Below are 23,459 nucleotides of genomic sequence, written 5' to 3'. Positions count from 1 at the left end.
AGAGCCAACTGTAAACCCAAGTTAGTTTAGGAGAAAGAATTATGAAAAAACCAGAACTGCTTATTCCGGCAAGTAGCCTTGAAGTATTAAAAACAGCTGTTATGTTTGGCGCAGATGCTGTATACATCGGCGGAGACGCCTTTGGCCTCAGAGCAAAAGCTAAAAACTTCAGCCCTGAAGAGATGAAAGAGGGAATTGAATTTGCTCATGCTCACGGTGTAAAGGTGCACGTAACAGTTAATATCCTTGCACACAACTATGACCTTGACGGTGTAGATAAGTACCTTCATGAGTTAAAAGAAATAGGACCTGACGCTCTTATTATCGCAGATCCAGGAATTTTTATGAAGGCCAGAAAAATCTGCCCTGAAATAGATATCCATGTATCTACACAGGCAAATAACACTAACTATGAGACTTATAATTTCTGGCATAATCTTGGAGCAAAGAGAGTAGTTGCCGCAAGAGAGCTTTCACTTAGAGAGATAAAAGAGATAACAGACAAGATCCCTGAAGATCTGGAGATGGAGTGTTTTATCCACGGTGCTATGTGTATTTCCTATTCAGGCAGATGTCTTTTATCTAATTATTTCACAGGAAGAGATGCCAACAAGGGTGCATGCACTCATCCATGCAGATGGAAATATGCAGTTGTTGAGGAAAAAAGACCCGGCGAGTACCTTCCAGTCTATGAAAATGAGCGAGGTACATATATCTTTAACTCGAAAGATCTGTGCATGATAGAGCATATTCCAGAGCTTGTTGATGCCAGAGTTGACAGCTGCAAGATCGAAGGCCGCATGAAGACAGCCCTCTATGTTGCCACTGTTGCCAGAACCTATAGAAAAGCCATTGACGACTATTTTGAGTCAGAGGAAAAATACAGAGCGAACATGCCATGGTATCTTGATCAGATCTCAAGATGTACTTACAGACAGTTCACCACAGGCTTCTATTTTGGAAAACCAAGTGATGAAGCTCAGATTTACGACAGCAATACTTATGTTAACGAGTACATCTATCTTGGAATCGTTAACGACGTTAATGATAAGGGACTTGCCCGCATCGAGCAGAGGAACAAGTTCTCTGTCGGCGATGAGATAGAGATAATGAAACCGGATGGAACAGACGTAAAGGCCACTGTAAAGGCTATGTACACAGAGGACGGAGAAAGTGTCGACTCATGTCCACACCCTCAGCAGATCATAGACCTCGAACTTTCTGAAATTCCATCCAAGTACGATATTCTTAGAATTGCTAACAACTAATTATACTTTCCTGCGAGTGGCACCTATGGATTTAATGCCACTCGCAGGAAAGTATATTTTTTTGTAGCAAAAAAGGAAAGCATGTTGTAAGATATAGGGCAGAAAAATTTAACCAAAGGGGATGCATTGATGAGTGATAGGGTAAATGTTGAAGAAATCTTTGGTCAGAACGTCTTTACTCTCGCCAAAATGAGAGAGAGACTTCCAAAGAATGTTTACAAGGAAGTTGTTAGTGTGACAGAGCACGGCGGAGAGCTTTCCAAGGAATCTGCTGATGTTGTTGCAAATGCAATGAAAGAGTGGGCTATGGAAAATGGCGCAACTCACTATACACACTGGTTCCAGCCTCTTACAGGAATAACTGCTGAAAAGCATGATTCTTTTGTGGGAAGTGCTGATAAGGATGGAAGGATGATCACATCATTCTCCGGCAAGGAACTTATTAAAGGAGAGCCTGACGCTTCTTCATTCCCATCTGGTGGTCTTCGCGCTACATTCGAGGCAAGGGGCTATACAACATGGGATATCACATCTCCAGCATTCTTAAAGGAGTCAGGTGCAGGCGTTACTCTTTGCATACCTACTGCATTCTGCTCATATACAGGTGAGGCGCTTGATAAAAAGACTCCGCTCCTTAGATCAATGGAGGCTATTAATAAGCAGGCCCTCAGAATCGTGAAGTTATTCGGGAATGATACAGCTACTAAGGTCAATGTTTCAGTAGGACCGGAACAGGAATATTTCCTTGTTGACTGGGATAAGTCAATGAAACGTGAAGACCTTATCTTTACAGGAAGAACCCTCTTTGGAGCTCAGCCACCAAAGGGACAGGAAATGGAAGACCATTACTTTGGTGTTATCAGAGAAAGAGTCGGTGAGTACATGAAGGATCTCAACGAAGAACTCTGGAAACTCGGCGTGCCTGATAAGACACAGCACAACGAGGTTGCACCTGGTCAGCATGAACTTGCACCTATCTATGAGACTGCAAATATCGCAGTAGACCACAACCAGATCATCATGGAGACAATGAAGCGTGTAGCAGAGCATCACCATATGAGATGTCTTTTACACGAGAAGCCATTTGCAGGAGTAAATGGATCAGGTAAGCACGACAACTGGTCACTTTGCACTGATGATGGAATAAACCTTCTTGATCCGGGCGATACACCAAATAAAAACATTCAGTTTCTCTTTGTTTTAGCCTGCGTTCTTAAAGCTGTTGATAAACATTCTGATCTTTTGAGGCAGAGTGCATCAGACGTTGGTAACGACCACAGACTTGGTGCTAACGAGGCTCCGCCAGCTATTATTTCAGTATTCCTTGGTGAGCAGCTTGAGGACGTTGTAAGACAGCTTATCGAGACCGGTGAAGCTAAGTCAAGTAAGCGTGGTGGAAAGCTTAAGACAGGTGTTTCCACACTTCCTCAGTTCGAGAAAGATGCTACAGACAGAAACCGTACATCACCATTTGCATTTACAGGAAATAAGTTCGAGTTCAGAATGGTTGGCTCATCAGATTCAATGGCCAGCTCAAATACTACACTTAATACAATTGTTGCTGAAGCTTTCTGTGAAGCAGCAGACAGACTTGAAAAAGCTAAAAACTTCGACACAGAAGTTCATGACATCATCAAAGAGTATCTTACAGAGCACCAGCGCATTATCTTCAACGGCGATGGATATTCTGATGCATGGGTAAAAGAAGCTAAGAGAAGAGGCCTTCCTAACATTGCCTCAACTATTGAAGCTGCTGATACACTTACTACAAAGAAAGCTATTGAGCTCTTTGAGAAGTTCGGTGTTTATACAAAGACAGAGCTTGAGTCAAGAAAAGAGATAATCTTCGAGACTTATGCAAAGACTATCAACATTGAGGCTCTCACAATGATCGATATGGCTTCAAAGCAGATCATTCCTGCAGTTATGAAGTACGCCGGAAGACTTGCAAGAGATGTCAATGAGATCAAAAATGCAGGAGTAGATGCAAAGCCGCAGATGGATGAGCTCAAAGAGATTCAGGACAATCTTTCAAAGATGAAGAAAGCCCTTGATAAGCTCAAGACCTATGAAGGAAAAGCTGCTGCAATTTCAGATCAGAGAGAACTTGCATTCTTCTATAAGGATGAAGTCAGACCTATCATGGATGCACTTAGAGCACCTGCTGATGCCCTTGAGATGCTTGTTGATAAAAACGACTGGCCATTCCCAACATATGCAGATCTTCTTTTTGAAGGATGATTTAGGTCTCGTGAAACCTAGATAAAATAAGTGATTGTGAGGTTCCAAGAAAAAATTTAAAATTTTTTTAAAAAAGTACTTGCTTTTTTATGGAACCTCACGTATAATCATTTCTTGTCGATGGGCTATCGCCAAGCGGTAAGGCAACGGACTCTGACTCCGTCATTACGTAGGTTCGAATCCTACTAGCCCAGTTTACATAGTGAAGCGAGATTGGCAACAATCTCGCTTTTTTTGTATCATCAGATTTTGTTTTTGCGGAGGTGTCCCATGTATACCTTTAATTCCAGGATCAGATACAGTGAAGTTGATAGTGAAGGAATTCTTACACTGGAATCTCTTATTGACTATTTTCAGGATTGTTCGACATTTCAGACTCAGGATGGGCCGGCTACAATGGAATACCTTAGGAGCCTTAACCTTGCATGGGTTCTTAACTCCTGGCAGATTGAGATAAAAAGATATCCAAAGCTCTGTGAAGAAGTTGTTATAGGAACGCTTCCCTATGAGCTTAAGGGTGCCCTTGGCCTTAGAAATTTCTTTATGGATACAAAGGATGGGGAGAGACTTGCTATAGCAAATTCCGTGTGGACTCTTTTCAACTTTGAAAAGAGCATTCCTGCAAGGGTGACACCGGTGATAGTTGATGCATATCCACTTGATGAAAAGCTTGAGATGAACTACGGCGACAGGAAGATCAAAGTGCCTGAAACGGGCCAGATCCACTCCTGTGAGGATATAGTTGTAAGAAAGCATAACCTCGATACAAATAACCATGTAAACAATGGCCAGTATATCAGGATGGCCATGGACCTTGTTAAGGACAAAGCAGGAAAGATCACTTCCATGAGGGCAGAATACAAAAGGCAGGCCTATTTGGGTGATATTTTAAAACCTGTTGTCATAGAAAATAAAACCAGTGATAATAGTATATATACTGTAAGCCTCAACAATGCAGAGGGTCAGGCAGTATGTGTAGTGGAACTAATTGTTAAGTAATCGTACGATAGGACGGAGGACACATGTTAAGATTAGGAGAAAAACAGACACTTGTAGTTATCAAGAAGGTAGACTTTGGTGTTTATCTTGCAGAAGAAATGGGAAGCGAAGAAAAAGTTCTTTTGCCAGGGAAACAGGTACCTGCGGGAACAGATATCGGTTCGGAGATCGAGGTATTCATCTACAAGGATTCTGATGACAGACCAATAGCAACTACCAACGAGCCCAAGATAATGCTTGGTGATGTCAGAAGGCTCAAGGTAAAAGATACAGGCAGAATCGGAGCATTTATGGATTGGGGCCTTGAAAAGGATGTTCTTTTACCATTTAAGGAACAGACAGCCAAGGTAAAAAAAGGCGACGACGTGCTCTGTGCTCTTTATATCGATAAGAGCTCAAGACTCTGCGTTACAATGAATGTTTACAGATATCTTCTAAATGAGAGTCCATACGGCAAGGACGACAAGGTTCAGGGCACTGTATACGAGCTCAGCGATAACTTTGGAGCTTTTGTAGCTGTTGATGACATATATTCAGCTCTGATCCCCAAAAAAGAGCTTTATGGAAACGTGAAGATCGGAGACAGCGTATCAGCAAGAGTTACTTCTGTAAAGGAAGATGGAAGACTTAACTTAAGCCTTAGAGAAAAGGCATATCTTCAGATGGATACAGATGCAGAGAAGATTTATGCCATGATAGAGGCAGCAGGCGGAAGGATTCCTTTTACTGACAAGGCTTCACCTGAACTTATCCGTGAAAAGACAAACATGAGTAAGAACGAGTTCAAAAGAGCTGTAGGACGTCTTTTGAAGGAAGAGAAAATAACTATAAAGGAAGATTCAATAGTTATCAGGTAAGGAGATAAGGACGTGAGTTATAAGAGAGCCAACAGGTCTTTCCTGTATATGATACTGGCGACACTGGCATTTACACTGCTTATGAGCTATTGGATCATACTTACAGGAAGCAGCCTTTCAATATTTACCAATAATGCTCTTTCAGAGCTGGTGGTGCTGATCCCGGCTATCGCAGCCATTCTCTATAGTGGAGAAAAGATAACAGAGGTTATACCTTTTAAGAAAATAAAGATATCGACACTGTTTATGATAGCAATTTATGTTATTACACTGTTTCCACTAGTGTCTTTTGTAAATTCAGTGTCAATGCTTTTTGTGGAAAACATGGTAAGCTCTATCAGCGATGAAGTCCTTGCTATGCCGATGTGGACAATGCTTTTGTCAATCGGTATTGTGGGTCCCTTTGTGGAAGAATTTGTCTTCAGAGGCTATATTCTTCAGAGCTATCAGCGAACAGGCCGCATAATTGGTTCAATCGTTTTGTCATCTATTCTTTTTGGAATGATGCACTTGAATTTTAATCAGTTTGCTTATGGGACTGTGATGGGAATAATGTTCTGCCTTCTAGTTGAGGCAACAGGCAGCATATGGTCATCATTTTTTGCCCATGCCCTGTTTAATTCCATCGAAGTTATCTACATGTATGCCGTGCCTGACGTGGTGAGCGAGGCGGACGAAGTGCTTGCGGATTACGGGATTGGTAATGAGGGCACTTACCTGATGATCGGCATTTATTTTGTTCTGGCTGTAATATTCACTGCCATAGCTCTGTGCGTTGTCTATAAGATCGCTGATATGGAAAACAGAAAAGATTTTGTGGATAGCATACACATGTATCCAAGACAGGGCTATAAACTTATAACCATACCGCTTATCATTGCTATGGTAATAGCAGTAGCATGGATGATATTTGTTGCGGCTTTTCTGTAATCAATAAGGTAAAAGAAAATGAAACACCCTTGGCTGTCTGAATAGCCAAGGGCGTTTTTTGATGGCTCACTGTCAGATGCGGATGTCGATGTTTCCGCCAATATCAGGATTAACTGACAACTCTGATACAGCATCAATGCCTGCAACTAAAGAGCTGCCTGTGTCCTCCATGACATCAAGGCTTTTTGAAAGCATGGCAACTCCCACATCTGTCAGAATCTTGTTCTGAGAAAGGGCCATCGATAAAGCAGGAATATCCATAGGCACCTCCTGTGCGATTGCGCTCCGAGAGTACTCCGAAGGCGCAATATACTTTATCCTATCGTTTGTATCGGCACTTTAACGTAAATTGTTAATACCAAAAACCCTTGGGCGTTTTTGTGAGTTTTGACTATGAAATTAAAAATATATACAAAAAAAGACTATTAATTGGTGGATTTTTTTGTACATTTATATTAAAATGCTTATGTATATAATTCAGTAGAGCAGTAAAGCTCTTCAGAAAGAGTGTGAAATGATTTCTAATCAAATTCTTCAGAATACCATTGATGGACTAAAAAACATAGCGCATGTAGATCTTTTTGTGCTTGATATTGATGGCAAGGAGGTAGCTTCCACAAGCAGTGATATTGTCAATGTTTCATCTGCTGCAAGGGATTTTGTGGAATCTCCGGCTGATTCTCAGGAGATCCAGGGATATCAGTTCTTTAAAATATACGATGAGCAGAGTCTAGAGTATATTCTTATCTGCACAGGAAGCGGTGAGAATATCTATATGCTTGGCAAGATGATCGCATATCAGATACAGACACTTCTTGTGGCTTATAAGGAAAGATTCGACAAAGATAACTTTATCAAGAACCTTCTTCTTGATAACCTTCTTTTGGTTGATATTTACAGTAGAGCTAAAAAGCTCCATATCCAGACTGATGCCAAGAGAGTAGCCATGATCATTGAATCGATCAATGGCAGGGACAACAATGCCCTTGAGATTGCAAGGACTCACTTTGGTACAGGTACTGACTTTGTAACAGAGGTTGATGAGGACAATATCATCATCGTTAAGGATGTTACAGATATCAATAAGCCGGGAGAGATTGCAAAGGCTGCAGAGGAGATGCAGGCAGGTCTTGAAAAAGAAGGCCTTTCAGGCGTAAGGATCGCTTACGGTACAGTAGTAGGCGAGATCAAGGAAGTCAGCAGGTCCTATAAGGAAGCCAAGATGGCACTTGATGTAGGCAAGATATTCTTCGATGAGAGAAAGGTTATCTGCTACAGCGAACTTGGCATTGGAAGACTTATATATCAGCTTCCTATTCCTCTTTGCAAGATGTTCATTAAGGAGATCTTCGGTGGTAAGAATCCTGATGATTTCGATCAGGAGACGCTTACGACAATTGATAAGTTCTTTGAGAATAGCCTTAATGTTTCCGAGACATCAAGACAGCTCTTTATTCACAGAAATACTCTTGTGTACCGACTAGATAAGCTTCAGAAGAGTACAGGGTTAGATTTGCGAGTTTTTGACGATGCAATCACTTTTAAAATTGCGCTTATGGTTGTAAGATACATGAAGTACATGGAAAAGTTCACTTGATCCTAAACGTGAATTTTTGATCTAAATAGTTTTGTTTCAGGAGAAATTTATGGAAAAAGGATATAGAAGAAAAAGGGGCACCAGGCAGATACCCGATGATGAGGTAATAACCCTTGAGAATGTTACCAAGTCATATTCCACAGGCGCACCTGCTTTAAATGGCGTCACACTTCACATCAAAAAGGGAGAGTTCGTATTCATCGTTGGCGACAGCGGTTCAGGTAAGTCTACCCTTATCAAGCTCCTTTTAAGAGAGCTTGTGCCGACAGACGGTGAAATAACAGTTCTTGGCTATAATCTAAGGAAGATCAAGCACAGCAAGATTCCTAAGTTTAGACGTAATCTTGGTATTGTATTCCAGGATTTCAGACTTTTAAAAGACAGAAATGTATACGAGAACGTTGCTTTTGCTCAGAGAATTGTTCAGACACCTACAAGAGAGATCAAAAGAAATGTTCCATCGATTCTTGCAACTGTTAACCTTGCAGGAAAATACAAAAATAAAATAAATCAGCTGTCAGGTGGTGAGCAGCAGAGAGTTGCGCTTGCAAGAGCTCTTGTAAATAAGCCTACGATTCTTTTGGCAGATGAGCCTACCGGAAACCTTGATCCTAACAATTCATGGGAAATAATGAAACTCATGGAACAGATCAATGAAAATGGCACAACAGTTATCGTGGTCACACATAACAGAGAAATCGTCAACGCCATGAAAAAGCGAGTTATAACCATGAAAAAAGGCGTCATTATAGAAGACGAGGAAGAGGGTATGTACATCGATGAGGATTAGTAGTTTCTTTTACACCATCGGACAGGGTTTTAAAAATCTAGGCAGAAACAAGTGGTATACGCTTGCTTCTATTGCGACCATCAGTGCCTGCCTGTTTTTGTTCGGACTTTTTTATTCTATAATCACTAACTTTGAAAACGTAGTAAAGACAGCCGAAGAAGGCGTTTCTGTAACAGTTTTCTTTAATGAGGGAACAACAGAGGAACAGATCCTTGCAGTAAAGACTGATCTTGAACAGAGACCTGAAGTTAGGGAGATTGTTTATGTATCTGCAGATGATGCCTGGGAAGAGTTCAAAGAGGACTACCTTGGCGAATACGCAGATGGATTTACAGAGAACCCTCTGGCAGATTCAGCGAACCTTCAGATATACCTTAATGATGTATCTTTGCAGGGAGCGCTTGTAACTTATATCGAGTCTATCGACGTAGTAAGAGAGGTTAATCGCTCTGAAGTTACAGCCAATACCTTAAGCGGCTTGAACGTGCTGATCGCATATATCTCAGCAGGTATCATCATCATTCTGCTTTTGGTATCAATATTCCTTATCAGCAATACAGTTACCATGGGTATTGCAGTTAGAAAAGATGAGATCAATATCATGAAGTATATCGGTGCAACAGACTTTTTCGTAAGAGCACCATTCGTGGTAGAAGGTATCATTATCGGAATCATTGGTTCAATAATTCCACTTGTTATTATATATTTTGTTTATACCAATGCTATCACTTACATAGCATCGAGATTTACTATGCTTTCTACATTGCTTAACTTCCTTCCTGTGCAGGTGGTATACAACAAGCTTGTACCAATCGCATTGGCAATCGGAATTGGTATTGGTTTCTTTGGTAGTTTCACAACTGTTAGAAAACACCTACATGTATAATACAAGAAGGACATCCTTTTACATTGAGTTTATTGAATAAAGCTTACAAAAACAGAATAGTTAAAGGGTTAATATGTGCAGCTACAGCAATTGCTATATTTGCAGGTAGCTGCATATCTTCGTATGCAGAAGTAACTGAGGAGAGTATCAAGGCTAAGGAAGCTCAGATCAGTGAGGCCAAAAAAGAGCGCGATTCACTTAACACTGCCAAGACCAATCTTGAGAAGATAAAAAAAGATCTTGAAAAGAGTAAATCCGATCTTAATGCCTATATTACTGAGCTTGATGCGTCACTTACTGATATCCAGACCAAGATAGATGCGCTTACTGATCAGATCACTGAGAAGGAAGCTGAGATAGAAGAGACCACAAGAGAGCTTGAGGAAGCTGAAAGAATTCAGCAGGAACAGTATGAGGCTATGAAAAAGCGTATCAAGTTCATGTACGAGCGTGGAGACACTATGTACATGGAGCTTTTGGTTGAATCCGGAAGCTTTGGAGATATGCTCAATAAGGCTGAGTACATTGAGATGCTTTCATCCTATGACAGGAAAAAGTTGAACGAGTATATTGCTACTACTCAGCTTATTACTGTCACAAAACAGGCCCTTGAAGAAGAAAAGGCTACTCTCGATCTTGCAATGGAGGAAAAAGAGCAGGAAGAAGCAAATCTCCAGTCTCTTCTTTCTACAAAGAGCAGTGAGCTTTCCGCAGTTAAGGCTGATATTTCCAATAAAGAAGCAGCGATTGCTGAATATGAGGCTGAGATCAAGGCCGAAAATGCAACGATTGCAGCGTTGGAAAAAGAAGTTGCTGCTGATAAAGCAGCTCTTTACAGCAGATATATGTATGACGGTGGTGTATTTACATGGCCATGTCCAAGCTATACCAGAATTTCTGATAATTTTGGTATGAGAATGCACCCGACTCTTGGGGTAGAAAAAATGCACAACGGTATAGACCTTGCTGCACCGGCAGGATCAGCAATACTTGCTGCTTACAACGGAACAGTAGTAGCTGCTGATTACAATTCCTCCATGGGTAATTACATCATGATAAACCATGGTGGCGGCCTATATACCATTTATATGCATTGTTCGAAGTTGTATGTCTCGAAAGGTACGGATGTTACTGCGGGAACCAAAATTGCAGCAGTAGGATCCACCGGAAGATCAACAGGTAATCATTTGCATTTTGGTGTTCGATTAAATGGAGCTTACGTCAGTCCTTGGAATTACCTGAAATAAAAGTCTCCCGGGGATAGGAGAAAGATGGATTATCAGACAGAGTTCGATGAACAGCAGTATCGAGGAAAATTAAACAGAAGATTTATCAGCGGTATATTAGTTGGATGCTTTGTTGCACTGTTTATAAGCGCAGCTGTTGGAATGGGATATTTGTTCACCTTTAATTCAGCAAGTGTACAGACAGGCAGCGGGAATTCAGTTTTAAACGATGAGACACTTACCAAAATAAATAAAATAGAGTCTGTTATTGATTCAAACTTTTATAAAACTGATGTTTCTAGCGAAGCAAAGGCCAACGGACTCTATAAAGGACTTATGGATTCACTTGACGATCCTTATTCTGTTTACTACACAGAGGAAGAGCTCACAGAGCTTATGAATGATACAGCAGGTATCTACTATGGTATAGGCGCTTATGTGAGCATGGATCAGACAACATCACTTCCTCGTATTTCTGGAGTTATAGAGGGAACTCCTGCTGAGGAGGCCAAACTCCAGACAGATGATATTATCTATGAAGTAGATAAACAAAGCACGCAGGGACTTGAACTGAGTGAAGTAGTATCACTTATTAAGGGTGAAGAGGGCACCACAGTTCATCTGACAATCCTTAGAGGATCTGATCTTGATGAGATCGAAGTCGATGTTATGCGTGCTCAGGTTTCAGTTCCTACAGTAACGACCAAGGTTATGGATGACGGCGTTGGATACCTTCAGATCACAGAGTTTGATGAAGTTACTCCAGATCAGTTTACTGAAGGTATGGCAGAACTTAGAGCAAATGATATAAAGGGACTTATCATTGACCTTAGAAGTAATCCCGGCGGAAGCCTCACAGCAGTTTGCGATATCGCAAGGCAGCTCTTACCTAAGGGAACTATTGTTTATACTGTTGACAGAGATGGAAACAGAGAGGACTACACCTGCGACGGAACCCATGAGATTGACATTCCTGTAGTAGTACTTGTTAACAAGTATTCAGCCAGCGCTTCAGAAATCCTTTCAGGCGCCATCAAGGATTACGGCATCGGAACACTTGTTGGAACAACTACTTACGGCAAGGGAATTGTTCAGAGAATCTTTGATCTAAAGGACGGCACAGCTATTAAACTTACAGTCAGCAATTACTACACACCAAATGGCAACGATATCCACGGAGTGGGAATTGATCCTGATGTAGAGATTGAGTTTGACGCTGATGCCTATGCCGAGGACAAGACAGACAATCAGCTTGATAAAGCTGTAGAAGTATTAAAAGATGCTATCGAGGACCTGGAAGAAAAAGCAGGTTGACAATAAAAGAAAATAATAGTATTATGCAAAACTGTGCTACGTCTTAGCACAGTTTTTCTTTTTGGTTTAATTGCTCATTCGAGCGCTTTTTCCAATATTAGAAAGTTAGTTTGTTGTGTTTTTTGAAAGGAATATCATGAAAGTAAAAGCGTGCATTTACACTGATGCCGGTAAGAAACGCGCTGTAAATCAGGACTCGTCTCTTATCAAGGTAGCCAGTGCAGGAAAAATGGGAAGAATATCTTTTGTTGCTGTCTGCGATGGTATGGGAGGACTCTCAAAAGGAGAAGTGGCCAGCTGTAAAGCCATAAGAACACTGGAAAACTGGTTCCATGAAGAGTTGTCTTTGATGCTGGGAATAGACGAAGATAAAATATGGGACGTTATTGAAATATCCTGGAGAAGGCTTCTTGCAGACATAAACAGAGATATAAGGCGTTATGGCAAACACAGGGGAATCAGGCTAGGAACTACTTTGACAGCTCTTTTGCAGATTGGAAGAAAATACATGCTCATGAATGTAGGGGACTCGAGAATATATCTGGTGAGCAGAAAAGACGTGCAAAAGATAACCCATGACCAGAGCCTTGTCCAGAGTAAGATTGACAGCGGGGTCATGCTGGAAGATGAAGTGCAAAACAGCCAGGAAAGAAATGTTCTCTTGCAGTGCCTTGGACATGGGAGCGTTCCGCAGCCTCAGATAATAAGGGGAGACATACGGATGAGCACAACAGTTGTCGCCTGCAGTGATGGTCTTTGGAAGACCATATCGGAAAAAGAACTGTTTAGAGCCCTGTGTCCTCAGATGTGCGTGACTTCTGAGGATATGCTGGAGGAATGTAAAAAACTGACCATGACAGCAATAGATCGCAAGGAACAGGATAATATCACTGTGGCCGCCATGTGTCTGGAGTATTAAAAATGGAGAGATTCAAGATACTAAAAAAGCTTGGGCAGGGCGGAAACAGCGAGGCTTTTCTTGCACGAGACAAAAAAACAGGAAAACTTGTGACTTTAAAGTTTGTAAAGAAAGTTCCGGTTTCTGGCGAGAATGGCGAGCCGGGACCCTTTGCCGTGGAAGCGGCAATCCTTAAAGAATTTGATAAAAGAAATTACAAAGAACTTGTAAAGACAGGAAGAATTCCCTGCTTTGTGGCTTTGGGAAAAGATTATATTGCGGTCAGTTATGTGCCGGGACAGAACCTTTTAGAGATTCTTAAGAAGAAAAGAAGACTTAAGGAAAAACAGGTAATAAGGATCGCAAAAGATCTTTTGACTATATTAAGGGCGCTTCATGAAAGCGATACTCCTATCGTCTATAGAGATCTAAAGCCCGCAAACATCATAGTAAACAGCGACGGGAAGGCCTGTCTTATCGACTTTGGTGCGGCTAGACTCTACAAAAGAGAAAAAGAGACAGATGATACAGTAAATCTGGGAACTATAGGCTATGCGGCGCCGGAGCAGTATGGGAGCCTTGGACAGAGTGATGAACAGACTGATATATACTGCCTTGGAATGACTGTCCTTTCTCTTTTGACAGGGATAAATGCCAAGGATTCTGATGCGCTGAGTATGGCAAGAAGCGGCGCTCTGAAAAACGTATCGCCACAGATGCTGGCAGTTATCGAAAGGTGCATAAAGGCTGGCAGAGATAACCGCTTTAAAAGCTTAAAAGAAGTAGAAAAAAGTATAAAGATAATACCTTTAAAAACAAGCACCATAAGGCTTTTAAAAGTGGCCTTGGTTGTTGTGACAGCTCTTTTGACATCAGCTGCTATCACTTTTGGAGCCATGCATGAAGAAAAAGCTGTTCAGGTGATCAAAGACGATATGGAAGTGAGAATCCCGGCAATCAGATACAGATTGTCCATTGCCAGGCAAAGAATAGCTGATATTGCAGATACTTTGATAAAAGAGGAGGATATATGATCATTTTTTTATATACATTTTTTGTGGTGCTTGGTGCACTGGTTGTCATTCTGGGTGTGGGCGGAATCCTGACAGGTCTTGGGGAGAGGAATGCCGATCTTGAAATCGAGGGAGAAGCCACGGCAGCAATGTGTACCACCAACCTTTTAGAGGTCAGCGGTGACTTTTCAAGGAACACAATGGACGATTTTGTGATCGAGCAGGACATGGTATATACCTACGATTCCTTTAATCTCTAGACCAAAGAACAAATGTTTGCATTAGTTAATTGCTTGTGCTATACTTCCAATACATGAAGTAGCAGATGTATCGCTTTAATTGTTTTGGAGAAAAATATGGGCGATTTTAAGTTAGTGGCTCCATACGAGCCCACAGGCGATCAGCCACAGGCTATTAAGGCTTTAGTGGATGGCTTTAAACAAGGCAACCAGTTCGAGACACTTCTTGGAGTAACAGGCTCTGGTAAGACTTTTACCATGGCTAATGTTATTGCGGCTTTAAATAAGCCAACTCTTATCATCAGTCACAACAAGACTCTGGCAGGCCAGCTCTATGGCGAGATGAAGGAATTCTTTCCAGAGAATGCAGTAGAGTACTTTGTTTCTTACTACGACTATTATCAGCCCGAGGCATATGTTCCACAGACAGATACTTACATAGCCAAGGACTCAGCCATCAATGATGAGATAGATAAGCTCAGGCTTTCAGCAACAGCCTCTCTTGCAGAGCGCAAGGATGTAATAGTGGTTGCCAGCGTGTCCTGTATCTATGGTCTTGGTAGCCCGGAAGAGTTCAAGGGCATGTCTATATCACTTCGTCCCGGAATGCAGAAGGACAGAGATGACATCATAAAAGACCTGGTGGCTATTCAGTACACCAGAAATGACATGGAACTTGGAAGGTGTAATTTCAGAGTCAGGGGAGATACAGTCGAGATATTCCCTGCCAATGCCGATGACTATCTTATTAGAGTAGAGTTCTTTGGCGATGAGATAGACAGGATCACTGAGGTTGAACCGGTGACTGCCAAGGTTAGAAGTGAGCTTACTCACGTGATGATCTATCCGGCTTCCCATTATGTTGTGCCTCAGGAGAAGATCAATAAGGCCTGCGACAACATAGAAAAAGAGCTTGAGGAACAGGTGAAGTTTTTCAAGGGAGAGGACAGGCTCATTGAAGCCCAGAGAATCTCAGAGCGTACAAACTTTGATGTGGAGATGATGAGAGAAACAGGCTTCTGTTCAGGAATTGAGAACTATTCAAGGCACCTCAACTTCATGGCACCGGGAGAACCGCCACTCACACTCCTTGACTTCTTTGACAGAGATTTTTTGATAATAGTGGATGAGTCACATATGACTATCCCGCAGGTTGGAGCCATGTATCACGGAGACAGGAGCAGGAAGCTGACTCTTGTGGACTATGGCTTTAGGCTGCCATCTGCACTTGATAACAGACCTCTTAACTTTGAGGAGTTTGAATCTCATATTGACCAGATGCTTTTTTGCTCAGCTACACCCGGTAAATATGAAGAGGAACATGAACTTCTCCGCACAGAGCAGGTAATAAGGCCCACAGGACTTCTTGATCCTGAGATTTCAGTCAGACCTGTTGAGGGACAGATAGATGATCTTATTTCTGAGATCAGAAAAGAAATAGATAAAAAGAATAAGGTGCTCGTTACAACCCTTACAAAGCGCATGGCAGAGGACCTTACAGAATATCTTGCTGAGGCAGGTATCAGGGTTAAATACCTTCACTCTGATATTGATACTTTAGAGAGAGCAGAGATCATCAGGGATATGAGACTTGATGTTTTTGATGTTCTTGTAGGTATCAACCTCTTACGAGAGGGACTTGATATCCCGGAGATTTCTCTTGTAGCCATAATCGATGCTGATAAAGAGGGATTCCTTCGTTCGGAGACTTCGCTCATTCAGACTATAGGAAGAGCGGCCCGAAATTCAGAAGGCCACGTTATCATGTATGCCGATAACATGACAGATTCCATGAAGAAGGCTATTGAAGAAACCAAGAGAAGGCGTGCTATTCAGGAGAAATACAATGAGGAGCACGGCATAACCCCTCAGACCATCAAGAAGGCAGTAAGAGACCTTATCGCTGTTACCAAGGCTATTGCCAAGGAAGAAGTTAAGTTTGAAAAAGAGCCGGAGTCAATGAACCAGGAAGAACTGGAAAAGCTCATTGGACAGGTTCAGAAGAAGATGAAAAAAGCTGCTGCAGAGTTGGATTTCGAAAATGCCGCTATGCTGCGTGACAAGATGATCGAACTTAAGAAAGTTCTTAATGATCTTACCGAAGGTAAATAACTGGTGAGATTTGTTTTAGTGGAGATGTATATATGTCTGAAAACAGAATGACAAAAAAGAATACTACAACCAAGAGAATCCTTCCCACTGATATTCATGATTACATCAGAGTGAGAGGGGCGGCAGAACACAATCTTAAACACGTTAATGTTAAGATTCCGAGAGATACTCTTACAGTGTTCACAGGACTTTCAGGTTCAGGTAAGTCTTCTCTTGCTTTTGACACTATTTTTGCAGAGGGACAGCGCAGGTATATGGAGTCCTTATCATCCTATGCCAGAATGTTCCTTGGTCAGATGGACAAGCCCAACGTTGAGAGAATAGAAGGTCTTTCTCCCACTATTTCCATTGACCAGAAATCAACTAACAAAAACCCCAGGTCTACTGTTGGAACAGTTACAGAGATCTACGATCATTTCAGAATGCTTTACGCAAGGATTGGTATACCTCACTGCCCTAACTGCGGTCGTGAGATCAGAAGGCAGACTGTGGATGAAATTTGCAATCAGATCATGGCTCTTGGGGATGGCACTAAGCTTCAGATCCTTGCTCCTGTTGTAAGAGGAAAAAAGGGTGAGCATGCCAAAACGCTGGAGAGAGCTGTTCGTGCAGGTTATGTCCGTGCAAGGATTGACGGAAGCCAGTACGAGATTGCAGAGGAAGAGATAAAGCTGGATAAGAATATCAAGCATAACATTGAGATCATTGTCGACAGAATTGTAGTAAGAGATGACAATGAGAACCTCAGAAGACGACTTACAGACTCTGTTGAGAATGCTCTGGGACTTGCTGAAGGGCTTTTGCTTGTTGATGTAATTGACGGAGAGGAACTCAGCTTTAGTCAGAACTTTGCATGCCCTGACTGTGGTATCAGTATATCTGAGATCGAGCCCAGAAGCTTTTCCTTTAACAATCCTTTCGGTGCATGTCCTGACTGCGCAGGCCTTGGCTATAAGATGGAGTTTGATGAGGATCTTATGATCCCTGATAAGTCTCTTTCTTTGAATGATGGATGTATCGTCGTAATGGGATGGCAGTCATCCAATAAAGAAGGAAGCTTCTCTAATGCCACACTTAAGGCTCTTGCAAAGGCTTATAAGTTCAGCATGGATACTCCTTTCCAGGATCTTCCTGAGAAAGTAAGACATATGCTGGTTTACGGAGCAGACAAGACTGTAAATGTCCACTACAAGGGATCAAGAGGAGAGGGCGATTATCCTATTCTTTTTGATGGTCTTATAAAGAACGTTGAGCAGAGATATAGAGAGACTTTCTCAGAATCAGCAAAAGCTGAGTATGAGGAGTATATGAGAATCACTCCATGTCAGCTCTGCGGCGGACAGAGGCTTAAAAAAGAGTCTCTTGCAGTCACAATTGATGATAAAAATATCTATGAGATAACTTCAATGTCCATAGATGATCTTCAGAAATACCTCGAGCAGCTTAAGCTTTCAAGTTATCAGGAAATGGTCGGAGCACAGCTCCTTAAAGAGATAAGAGCAAGAGTAGGGTTCCTTGTGGATGTAGGACTTGATTATCTGTCACTATCAAGAGCTACAGGAACTCTTTCCGGAGGTGAGGCACAGCGAATAAGGCTTGCAACACAGATTGGATCAGGACTTTGCGGAGTTTGCTATATCCTTGATGAGCCAAGTATCGGACTTCACCAGAGGGATAATGACAAGCTTCTTAATACACTTAAGAACCTGCGAGACCTTGGTAATACACTTATTGTTGTAGAGCATGATGAAGATACCATGAGAGCTGCGGACTATATTGTGGATGTAGGACCGGGAGCCGGCTCAAAAGGTGGAAAAATAGTTGCCTGCGGAACTGCAGAAGAGATCATGCAGGTCAAGGAATCCATTACAGGACAGTACCTGTCAGGAAAACTTAAGATAGAAGTTCCAAAGACCAGAAGAGAGCCTAAGGGCTGGCTTAAGGTTTTGGGAGCGCAGGAGAACAACTTAAGGAACATCGACATAGATGTACCACTTGGCGTACTTACAATAGTTACAGGTGTATCAGGTTCAGGCAAGAGCTCTTTTGTCAATGAGATACTGTACAAACATCTGGCAAGAGACCTCAACAGAGCAAGAGTCATTCCGGGCAAGCATAAAGGCATTGAGGGCCTTGAGCAGGTGGATAAGGTCATTGCCATTGACCAGTCTCCTATCGGCAGAACTCCAAGGTCTAACCCTGCAACCTACACGGGTGTATTTGATATGATCAGAGATCTTTTTGCCGGAACTCCTGATGCTAAGGCAAGGGGCTATCAGAAAGGCAGATTCTCATTCAATGTCAAGGGCGGACGCTGCGAAGCCTGTGGCGGTGATGGAATCATCAAGATTGAGATGCACTTTCTTCCTGATGTTTATGTACCTTGTGAAGTCTGCGGCGGTAAGAGATACAATCACGAGACTCTTGAAGTTAAGTACAAAGGAAAGAGTATCTACGACGTTCTTAACATGACTGTAGAAGAGGCCCTTGTATTCTTTGAAAATGTAAAAACTATAAAGAGAAAAATCCAGACTCTCTATGATGTAGGACTTGGATATGTTAAACTTGGCCAGCCAAGTACCGAGCTTTCAGGTGGTGAAGCCCAGAGAATAAAACTTGCCACAGAGCTCAGCAAAGTCGGAACAGGAAAGACTGTTTACATTCTCGATGAACCTACAACCGGTCTTCACTTTGCAGATGTTCAAAAGCTCGTAAAAATTATGCATGAGCTGGTTGAGCAGGGAAATACAGTTGTAGTAATCGAACACAACCTTGATGTTATCAAGACCGGCGATTACATCATCGACATGGGACCTGAAGGCGGTTCTAAGGGTGGAACAGTCGTTGCCAAGGGAACCCCAGAAGAAGTTGCCAAGTGCAAGAAATCCTACACCGGAGCATATATCAAAAAAATGCTTAAATAGGCAAAGAAGTTCCCGCCTAGGGGCACCTGCGCACAGATAGCCATTTGCGTGTCTAAGAGAGTTTAGAAAAGTTCATGAGCATTCAAATTTTCACTTTGGAATTCCGCTTTTGGATCACATGTCTGAGCCACTGGCACCAGGCACTTTTATGAGCAGTGGGCTTCATTTTTCTCTGACAAGAAAACGAAACTTTTTCCAAGTGCTCAGGCACCTTTTTCTTTAATGCGCATGCTACAGCAAAAACTCGCAGGGCTAATATGAATAACGTGGTCTACGGTGCGTGCGCACCTAAGGCATAAAAAAGAATCACTCTCCAAACTCATGAGTTTGAGAGATGATTCTTTATTTTTGCCTTGTTGCCCGCTTCAGCGGGCTATGACCACGTCATTCATATCTATACGCCCTGCTCAAACATCTGCTTTCGCATGCGCGGATCAAAGGTGCCTCTGAGCACAGGAAAAATGGCGTTTTCTTGCGACAGAGAAAAATGGAGCCCATCTGCTCAAAAGTGCCGGTAGCCAGCGGTGAGTTTGATCCAAGGAATTCCAAAGTGAAAATTTATTGCCATGAACTTATAAACTCGAAATGTCACGCAAATGGCTATCTGTGCGCAGGCGCCCCTAGGCGGGAGCTTCTGTTGGCGACGTTAAGAATTTAAAGCAGATTTTTGTAAAGATTTGGGGTGGGATATCCGATATATATAAAAGATGGATATCCCCTTTTCAATATTTTTTATTTGGTTTATAATCGTAATGATATTATAGGCTAAAGTATTATCCGCTTTTATGCGCTTAGATATATGCTGGTTGTTTTTGAAAGGGGCATTGTAATATGCAGTATGCAGATATTGGAATTGATTTAGGTACAGCGTCAGTCCTTGTTTATATCAGAGGAAAGGGCGTTGTTTTGAAAGAGCCTTCAGTTGTAGCTTATGACAGAGATACAGAGGAGATTAAGGCTATTGGTGAGGATGCAAGACTTATGCTTGGTCGTACACCTGGTAACATCGTAGCTGTTCGTCCTCTTCGTCAGGGTGTTATTTCTAACTACAAGATTACAGAACAGATGATGAGATATTTCATCAAGAAGGCTATTGGACGTAGAATACACAGAAAACCATTCATCGCAGTTTGCGTTCCAAGTGGAGCTACAGAAGTTGAGAAAAAAGCCGTAGAGGATGCAACAAGACTTTGCGGAGCAAGAGATGTTAAGACTATTGAAGAGCCTATCGCTGCTGCTATTGGAGCAGGTATCGACATCACAAAGCCATGTGGAAACATGATCGTTGATATAGGCGGTGGTACATCAGATATAGCAGTTATCTCACTTGGCGGAACAGTTGTAAGCACATCTGTTAAGGTTGCCGGAGATGACTTCGATGAAGCACTTGTTCGTTACATGAGAAAGAAACACAATCTTCTTATCGGTGACAGAACAGCTGAAGATATAAAGATCAAGATCGGTTCAGCATATCCAAGAGCTGAGAACGACTATCTTGATGTAAGAGGAAGAAACCTCGTAACAGGTCTTCCTAAGACTGTAAGAGTATCTTCTGAGGAAACAGAGGAGGCTCTTCGTGAACCTACATCACAGATCATTGAGGCTATTCACAGCGTTTTGGAGAATACTCCTCCTGAACTTGCTGCAGATATTGCAGACAGAGGAATTGTCCTTACAGGTGGCGGAGCACTTCTTCGCGGACTTGAAGATCTCATCTATTCTAAGACTGGTATCAACACTATGACAGCTGAGGATCCTATGACTGCAGTTGCTATCGGAACAGGAAGATATGTAGAGTTCCTTGCAGGTTATCGTCAGGACTAAGGTCCACCCCACTGTTCATGGACTGAACAGTTGTAAAGCCAGGATGGCATGAGGAATATTGTATGGTAAAAGGTCTTTACACTGCTTACACAGGAATGATCAACGAGCAACACAGAATGGACGTGCTCACCAACAATCTTGCTAATGCCAATACAAACGGTTATAAAAAAGAAGGCGCTACTGCACAGGCTTTTTCTGATCAGCTTGCGCTTAAAATTAAAGACTACACTGATGCCCCGTTCACTGCCCGTGGACTGGGCATTATTAATCCCGGTGTAAAGATCGGCGAAGGGTACGTGGACTGGTCGGAAGGACCTATGAAAGAAACAGGCAACACCTTTGATCTGGCTCTTGGCGGCTATGGCTTTTTTGGAATCGAGTATACCAACAAAGCTGTAAACATCGAAAGAGAAATAGCAGGTCAGACCGATATCATGTACACAAGAGACGGAAACTTTACGCTTACAAATGAAGGCGTTTTGGTAACCCAGGACGGAGACTTTGTTTTGTCACAGGATGGGGAACATATCGAGATTGATCCGGCACTTCCTGTGGAGATAAACACATTGGGCGAGATTATTCAGGATGGTGAAGTTGTTGCAACAGTAGGAAGATTTGATTTTGAAAAGGTAACCTATCCTGATGGAAGAATAACCTACAATACATTGGAGCATTACGGTGAAAATCTGTTTATTCCTACCGACGAAGCAACTCAGATTGACTCTACTGCATCGATTTATGCTGGCTTTTTAGAGCAGTCCAATGTATCTGTAGTAGATGAAATGGTTAATATGATTGCTGTCCAGAGAAATTATGATACTAATCAGCGAATGATAACCACTATTGATGGCACTCTCGATATCGCAGCTAACCAGCTTGGACGTCTGTCCTAAAAATTTATAGTATTTTTATAAATTATTTTTAGGAATGAGCCGATAAGAAAATAGAAGATGATATTACCAGTCACGGATGACGGTGATGTACACATTTATCTAAATCGGAGGTGGCTTATGGTAAGAAGTCTATGGTCAGCAGCAACTGGAATGAACGCTCAGCAGACAAACGTAGATACCATATCTAACAATCTTGCGAACGTTAATACAGTTGGTTATAAGGCTCAGGGAGCGCAGTTTAAATCTCTTTTGTACCAGGAATTACAGACTGTTACAACCACTTCAAACGGCAATCCAAAGCCTACCAATTCACAGGTAGGACTTGGTGTGCGTACTTCAACAATTAATCAGTTCTTTTCCCAGGGTTCATTTCAAAGTAGTGACAATCCAGCGGCACTTGCTATAAGTGGTGATGGTTTCTTTGGATATATGGCAGCTGATGGTGAAACCATCAACTATACAAGAAACGGAAATTTCGTATGGGCTCTTGCTGAAGAAGGCGGAACGACTCTTGAACTCACCACAGCAGAAGGAAACCCTGTTCTTGATATAGATGGAGCCGCTATTACTCTCGACGGGGCCATAGCAAGCAGGATCACAATCAGCAGTGATGGCAAGATCTATTACCCGGATGATCAGGGTGTTCCAACAGATATGGGACTTCAGATCGGATTGTGGCAGTTTTCTAACAGAGAAGGTCTTGAAAGGGTAGGAAGCGCAGCCTGGATACAGACAGCAGCCAGCGGCGAGCCTATTCTTGAAAATGATGCGGATAATATAAAGAAAAGTGAAATCGTTCAGGGATATCTTGAAGGATCAAACGTAAATGTAGCTACAGAGATGGTAAATCTTATTGTTGCCCAGCGTGCATATGAAATGAACTCAACTGCGATCCAGACAACTGATGAGATGATGCAGACTGCAAATTCACTTAAGAGATAATAAGGTGAGATAAGGGGAGACTATGGCGGGACTTGATATCAAAGGATTAAATGCAACGGCGCTTACAGATTATGCCATGCAGGAAAGTAAGAATGCCAGCACAATAGCACTTCAGAATAAGCTTCAAAATACCTCCAAAACTTCTACTGATGATGAACTTATGGAAGCCTGTAAAAGTTTTGAAGCCTATTTCCTTGAGCAGATGTTCAAAGAAATGCAGAAGTCTGTAGATGCTCTTAAACCTGAAACTGAGGACAATGCCACATCGACTTTGGTGGATTTTTTCAAAGATCAGACCCTTCAGGAAATATGCTCAACATCGGTGGATACTCAGAGCAATGGCTTTGCGCAGATGCTCTACGAAAACTTAAAACGAAACTATGACATTCCCGAAGCTCCTTCCACATAAAAGTATACTGTATTGTAAACGGACGCAGCCGAGCTGAAAGTGCAGGCATAGCTCTGTTCACTCTGATATTTTTCAATGTGATAAATTGGACATAAAA

The 23,459-nt window shown here is 42.0% G+C and carries 20 protein-coding genes and 1 tRNA gene; 20 read left to right on the top strand and 1 reads right to left on the bottom strand.

What is annotated here, in order from left to right:
* Positions 1–41: 41 nt before the first annotated feature.
* The 6 genes from G585_RS0112620 (at position 42) to G585_RS0112595 (ending at position 6,295) form a co-directional block, all read left to right on the top strand.
* Complete coding sequence (locus G585_RS0112620; protein WP_022775453.1) at positions 42–1,268, top strand: peptidase U32 family protein; 1,227 nt, start codon at positions 42–44, stop codon at positions 1,266–1,268.
* A 129-nt stretch (positions 1,269–1,397) separates the two neighbouring features.
* Complete coding sequence (locus G585_RS0112615) at positions 1,398–3,509, top strand: glutamine synthetase III family protein (RefSeq protein ID WP_022775451.1); 2,112 nt, start codon at positions 1,398–1,400, stop codon at positions 3,507–3,509.
* Positions 3,510–3,630: 121 nt separating this feature from the next.
* Positions 3,631–3,703: transfer RNA gene (locus G585_RS0112610), tRNA-Gln, on the top strand.
* 76 nt (positions 3,704–3,779) lie between these two features.
* The gene (locus G585_RS0112605) at positions 3,780–4,508 is read left to right on the top strand and encodes an acyl-[acyl-carrier-protein] thioesterase (RefSeq protein WP_022775450.1); all 729 of its coding nucleotides are present in this window, start codon (positions 3,780–3,782) and stop codon (positions 4,506–4,508) included.
* 23 nt (positions 4,509–4,531) lie between these two features.
* Entirely contained in the window at positions 4,532–5,365 is an 834-nt protein-coding gene (locus G585_RS0112600; protein WP_022775448.1) for a CvfB family protein, read from the top strand.
* Between the two features lie 12 nt (positions 5,366–5,377).
* Positions 5,378–6,295 carry a CPBP family intramembrane glutamic endopeptidase gene (locus G585_RS0112595; protein ID WP_022775447.1) on the top strand — a complete coding sequence of 306 codons (918 nt, stop codon included), beginning with the start codon at positions 5,378–5,380 and terminating at the stop codon, positions 6,293–6,295.
* A gap of 72 nt (positions 6,296–6,367) precedes the next feature.
* On the opposite strand, the gene G585_RS0112590 is transcribed toward G585_RS0112595, so the two are convergent.
* Positions 6,368–6,556: a YjfB family protein gene (locus tag G585_RS0112590; RefSeq protein WP_022775446.1), complete on the bottom strand. Its 189-nt coding sequence runs from the start codon at positions 6,554–6,556 to the stop codon at positions 6,368–6,370.
* Between the two features lie 253 nt (positions 6,557–6,809).
* On the opposite strand from G585_RS0112590, the gene G585_RS0112585 reads away from it, so the two are divergent.
* The 14 genes from G585_RS0112585 to G585_RS0112520 all read left to right on the top strand — a co-directional run bounded on the left by G585_RS0112585 (position 6,810) and on the right by G585_RS0112520 (position 23,362).
* Positions 6,810–7,892 (top strand): PucR family transcriptional regulator, encoded by a 1,083-nt coding sequence (locus G585_RS0112585; protein ID WP_022775444.1) that lies wholly within the window; start codon positions 6,810–6,812, stop codon positions 7,890–7,892.
* Positions 7,893–7,941: 49 nt separating this feature from the next.
* On the top strand, positions 7,942–8,682 hold the full coding sequence (gene ftsE, locus G585_RS0112580; protein ID WP_022775443.1) for a cell division ATP-binding protein FtsE: 741 nt from the start codon (positions 7,942–7,944) through the stop codon (positions 8,680–8,682).
* The gene (gene ftsX, locus G585_RS0112575) at positions 8,672–9,568 is read left to right on the top strand and encodes a permease-like cell division protein FtsX (protein WP_022775442.1); all 897 of its coding nucleotides are present in this window, start codon (positions 8,672–8,674) and stop codon (positions 9,566–9,568) included. The genes ftsE and ftsX overlap by 11 nt, the downstream gene beginning before the upstream one ends.
* A 23-nt stretch (positions 9,569–9,591) precedes the next feature.
* A complete protein-coding gene (locus G585_RS0112570; protein ID WP_081644835.1) occupies positions 9,592–10,815 on the top strand; it encodes a murein hydrolase activator EnvC family protein in 1,224 nt (407 codons plus the stop codon).
* Positions 10,816–10,839: 24 nt separating this feature from the next.
* Positions 10,840–12,108, top strand: coding sequence for a S41 family peptidase (locus tag G585_RS18075; RefSeq protein WP_022775439.1), 1,269 nt, complete (start codon positions 10,840–10,842; stop codon positions 12,106–12,108).
* A gap of 136 nt (positions 12,109–12,244) precedes the next feature.
* Positions 12,245–13,027, top strand: coding sequence for a PP2C family protein-serine/threonine phosphatase (locus G585_RS0112560; RefSeq protein ID WP_022775437.1), 783 nt, complete (start codon positions 12,245–12,247; stop codon positions 13,025–13,027).
* Positions 13,028–13,029: 2 nt separating this feature from the next.
* Entirely contained in the window at positions 13,030–14,040 is a 1,011-nt protein-coding gene (locus G585_RS19065; RefSeq protein ID WP_022775436.1) for a serine/threonine protein kinase, read from the top strand.
* Positions 14,037–14,279 (top strand): hypothetical protein, encoded by a 243-nt coding sequence (locus G585_RS0112550; RefSeq protein WP_022775435.1) that lies wholly within the window; start codon positions 14,037–14,039, stop codon positions 14,277–14,279. The genes G585_RS19065 and G585_RS0112550 overlap by 4 nt, the downstream gene beginning before the upstream one ends.
* Positions 14,280–14,375: 96 nt before the next feature.
* A complete protein-coding gene (uvrB, locus tag G585_RS0112545; RefSeq protein WP_022775433.1) occupies positions 14,376–16,370 on the top strand; it encodes an excinuclease ABC subunit UvrB in 1,995 nt (664 codons plus the stop codon).
* A gap of 47 nt (positions 16,371–16,417) precedes the next feature.
* Positions 16,418–19,294 carry an excinuclease ABC subunit UvrA gene (gene uvrA / locus G585_RS0112540; RefSeq protein WP_051142994.1) on the top strand — a complete coding sequence of 959 codons (2,877 nt, stop codon included), beginning with the start codon at positions 16,418–16,420 and terminating at the stop codon, positions 19,292–19,294.
* A gap of 831 nt (positions 19,295–20,125) precedes the next feature.
* The gene (locus G585_RS0112535; protein ID WP_022775430.1) at positions 20,126–21,118 is read left to right on the top strand and encodes a rod shape-determining protein; all 993 of its coding nucleotides are present in this window, start codon (positions 20,126–20,128) and stop codon (positions 21,116–21,118) included.
* Between the two features lie 62 nt (positions 21,119–21,180).
* On the top strand, positions 21,181–22,011 hold the full coding sequence (locus G585_RS0112530; protein WP_022775429.1) for a flagellar hook-basal body protein: 831 nt from the start codon (positions 21,181–21,183) through the stop codon (positions 22,009–22,011).
* A gap of 117 nt (positions 22,012–22,128) precedes the next feature.
* A complete protein-coding gene (locus tag G585_RS0112525; protein ID WP_022775427.1) occupies positions 22,129–22,953 on the top strand; it encodes a flagellar hook-basal body protein in 825 nt (274 codons plus the stop codon).
* A 22-nt stretch (positions 22,954–22,975) separates the two neighbouring features.
* Positions 22,976–23,362: a hypothetical protein gene (locus G585_RS0112520; RefSeq protein WP_022775426.1), complete on the top strand. Its 387-nt coding sequence runs from the start codon at positions 22,976–22,978 to the stop codon at positions 23,360–23,362.
* Positions 23,363–23,459 lie beyond the last annotated feature (97 nt).

It is taken from the genome of Butyrivibrio sp. AE2015 (assembly GCF_000420825.1).
GTDB lineage: Bacteria > Bacillota > Clostridia > Lachnospirales > Lachnospiraceae > Butyrivibrio.
This window is presented reverse-complemented; position numbering and strand designations above follow the sequence as displayed.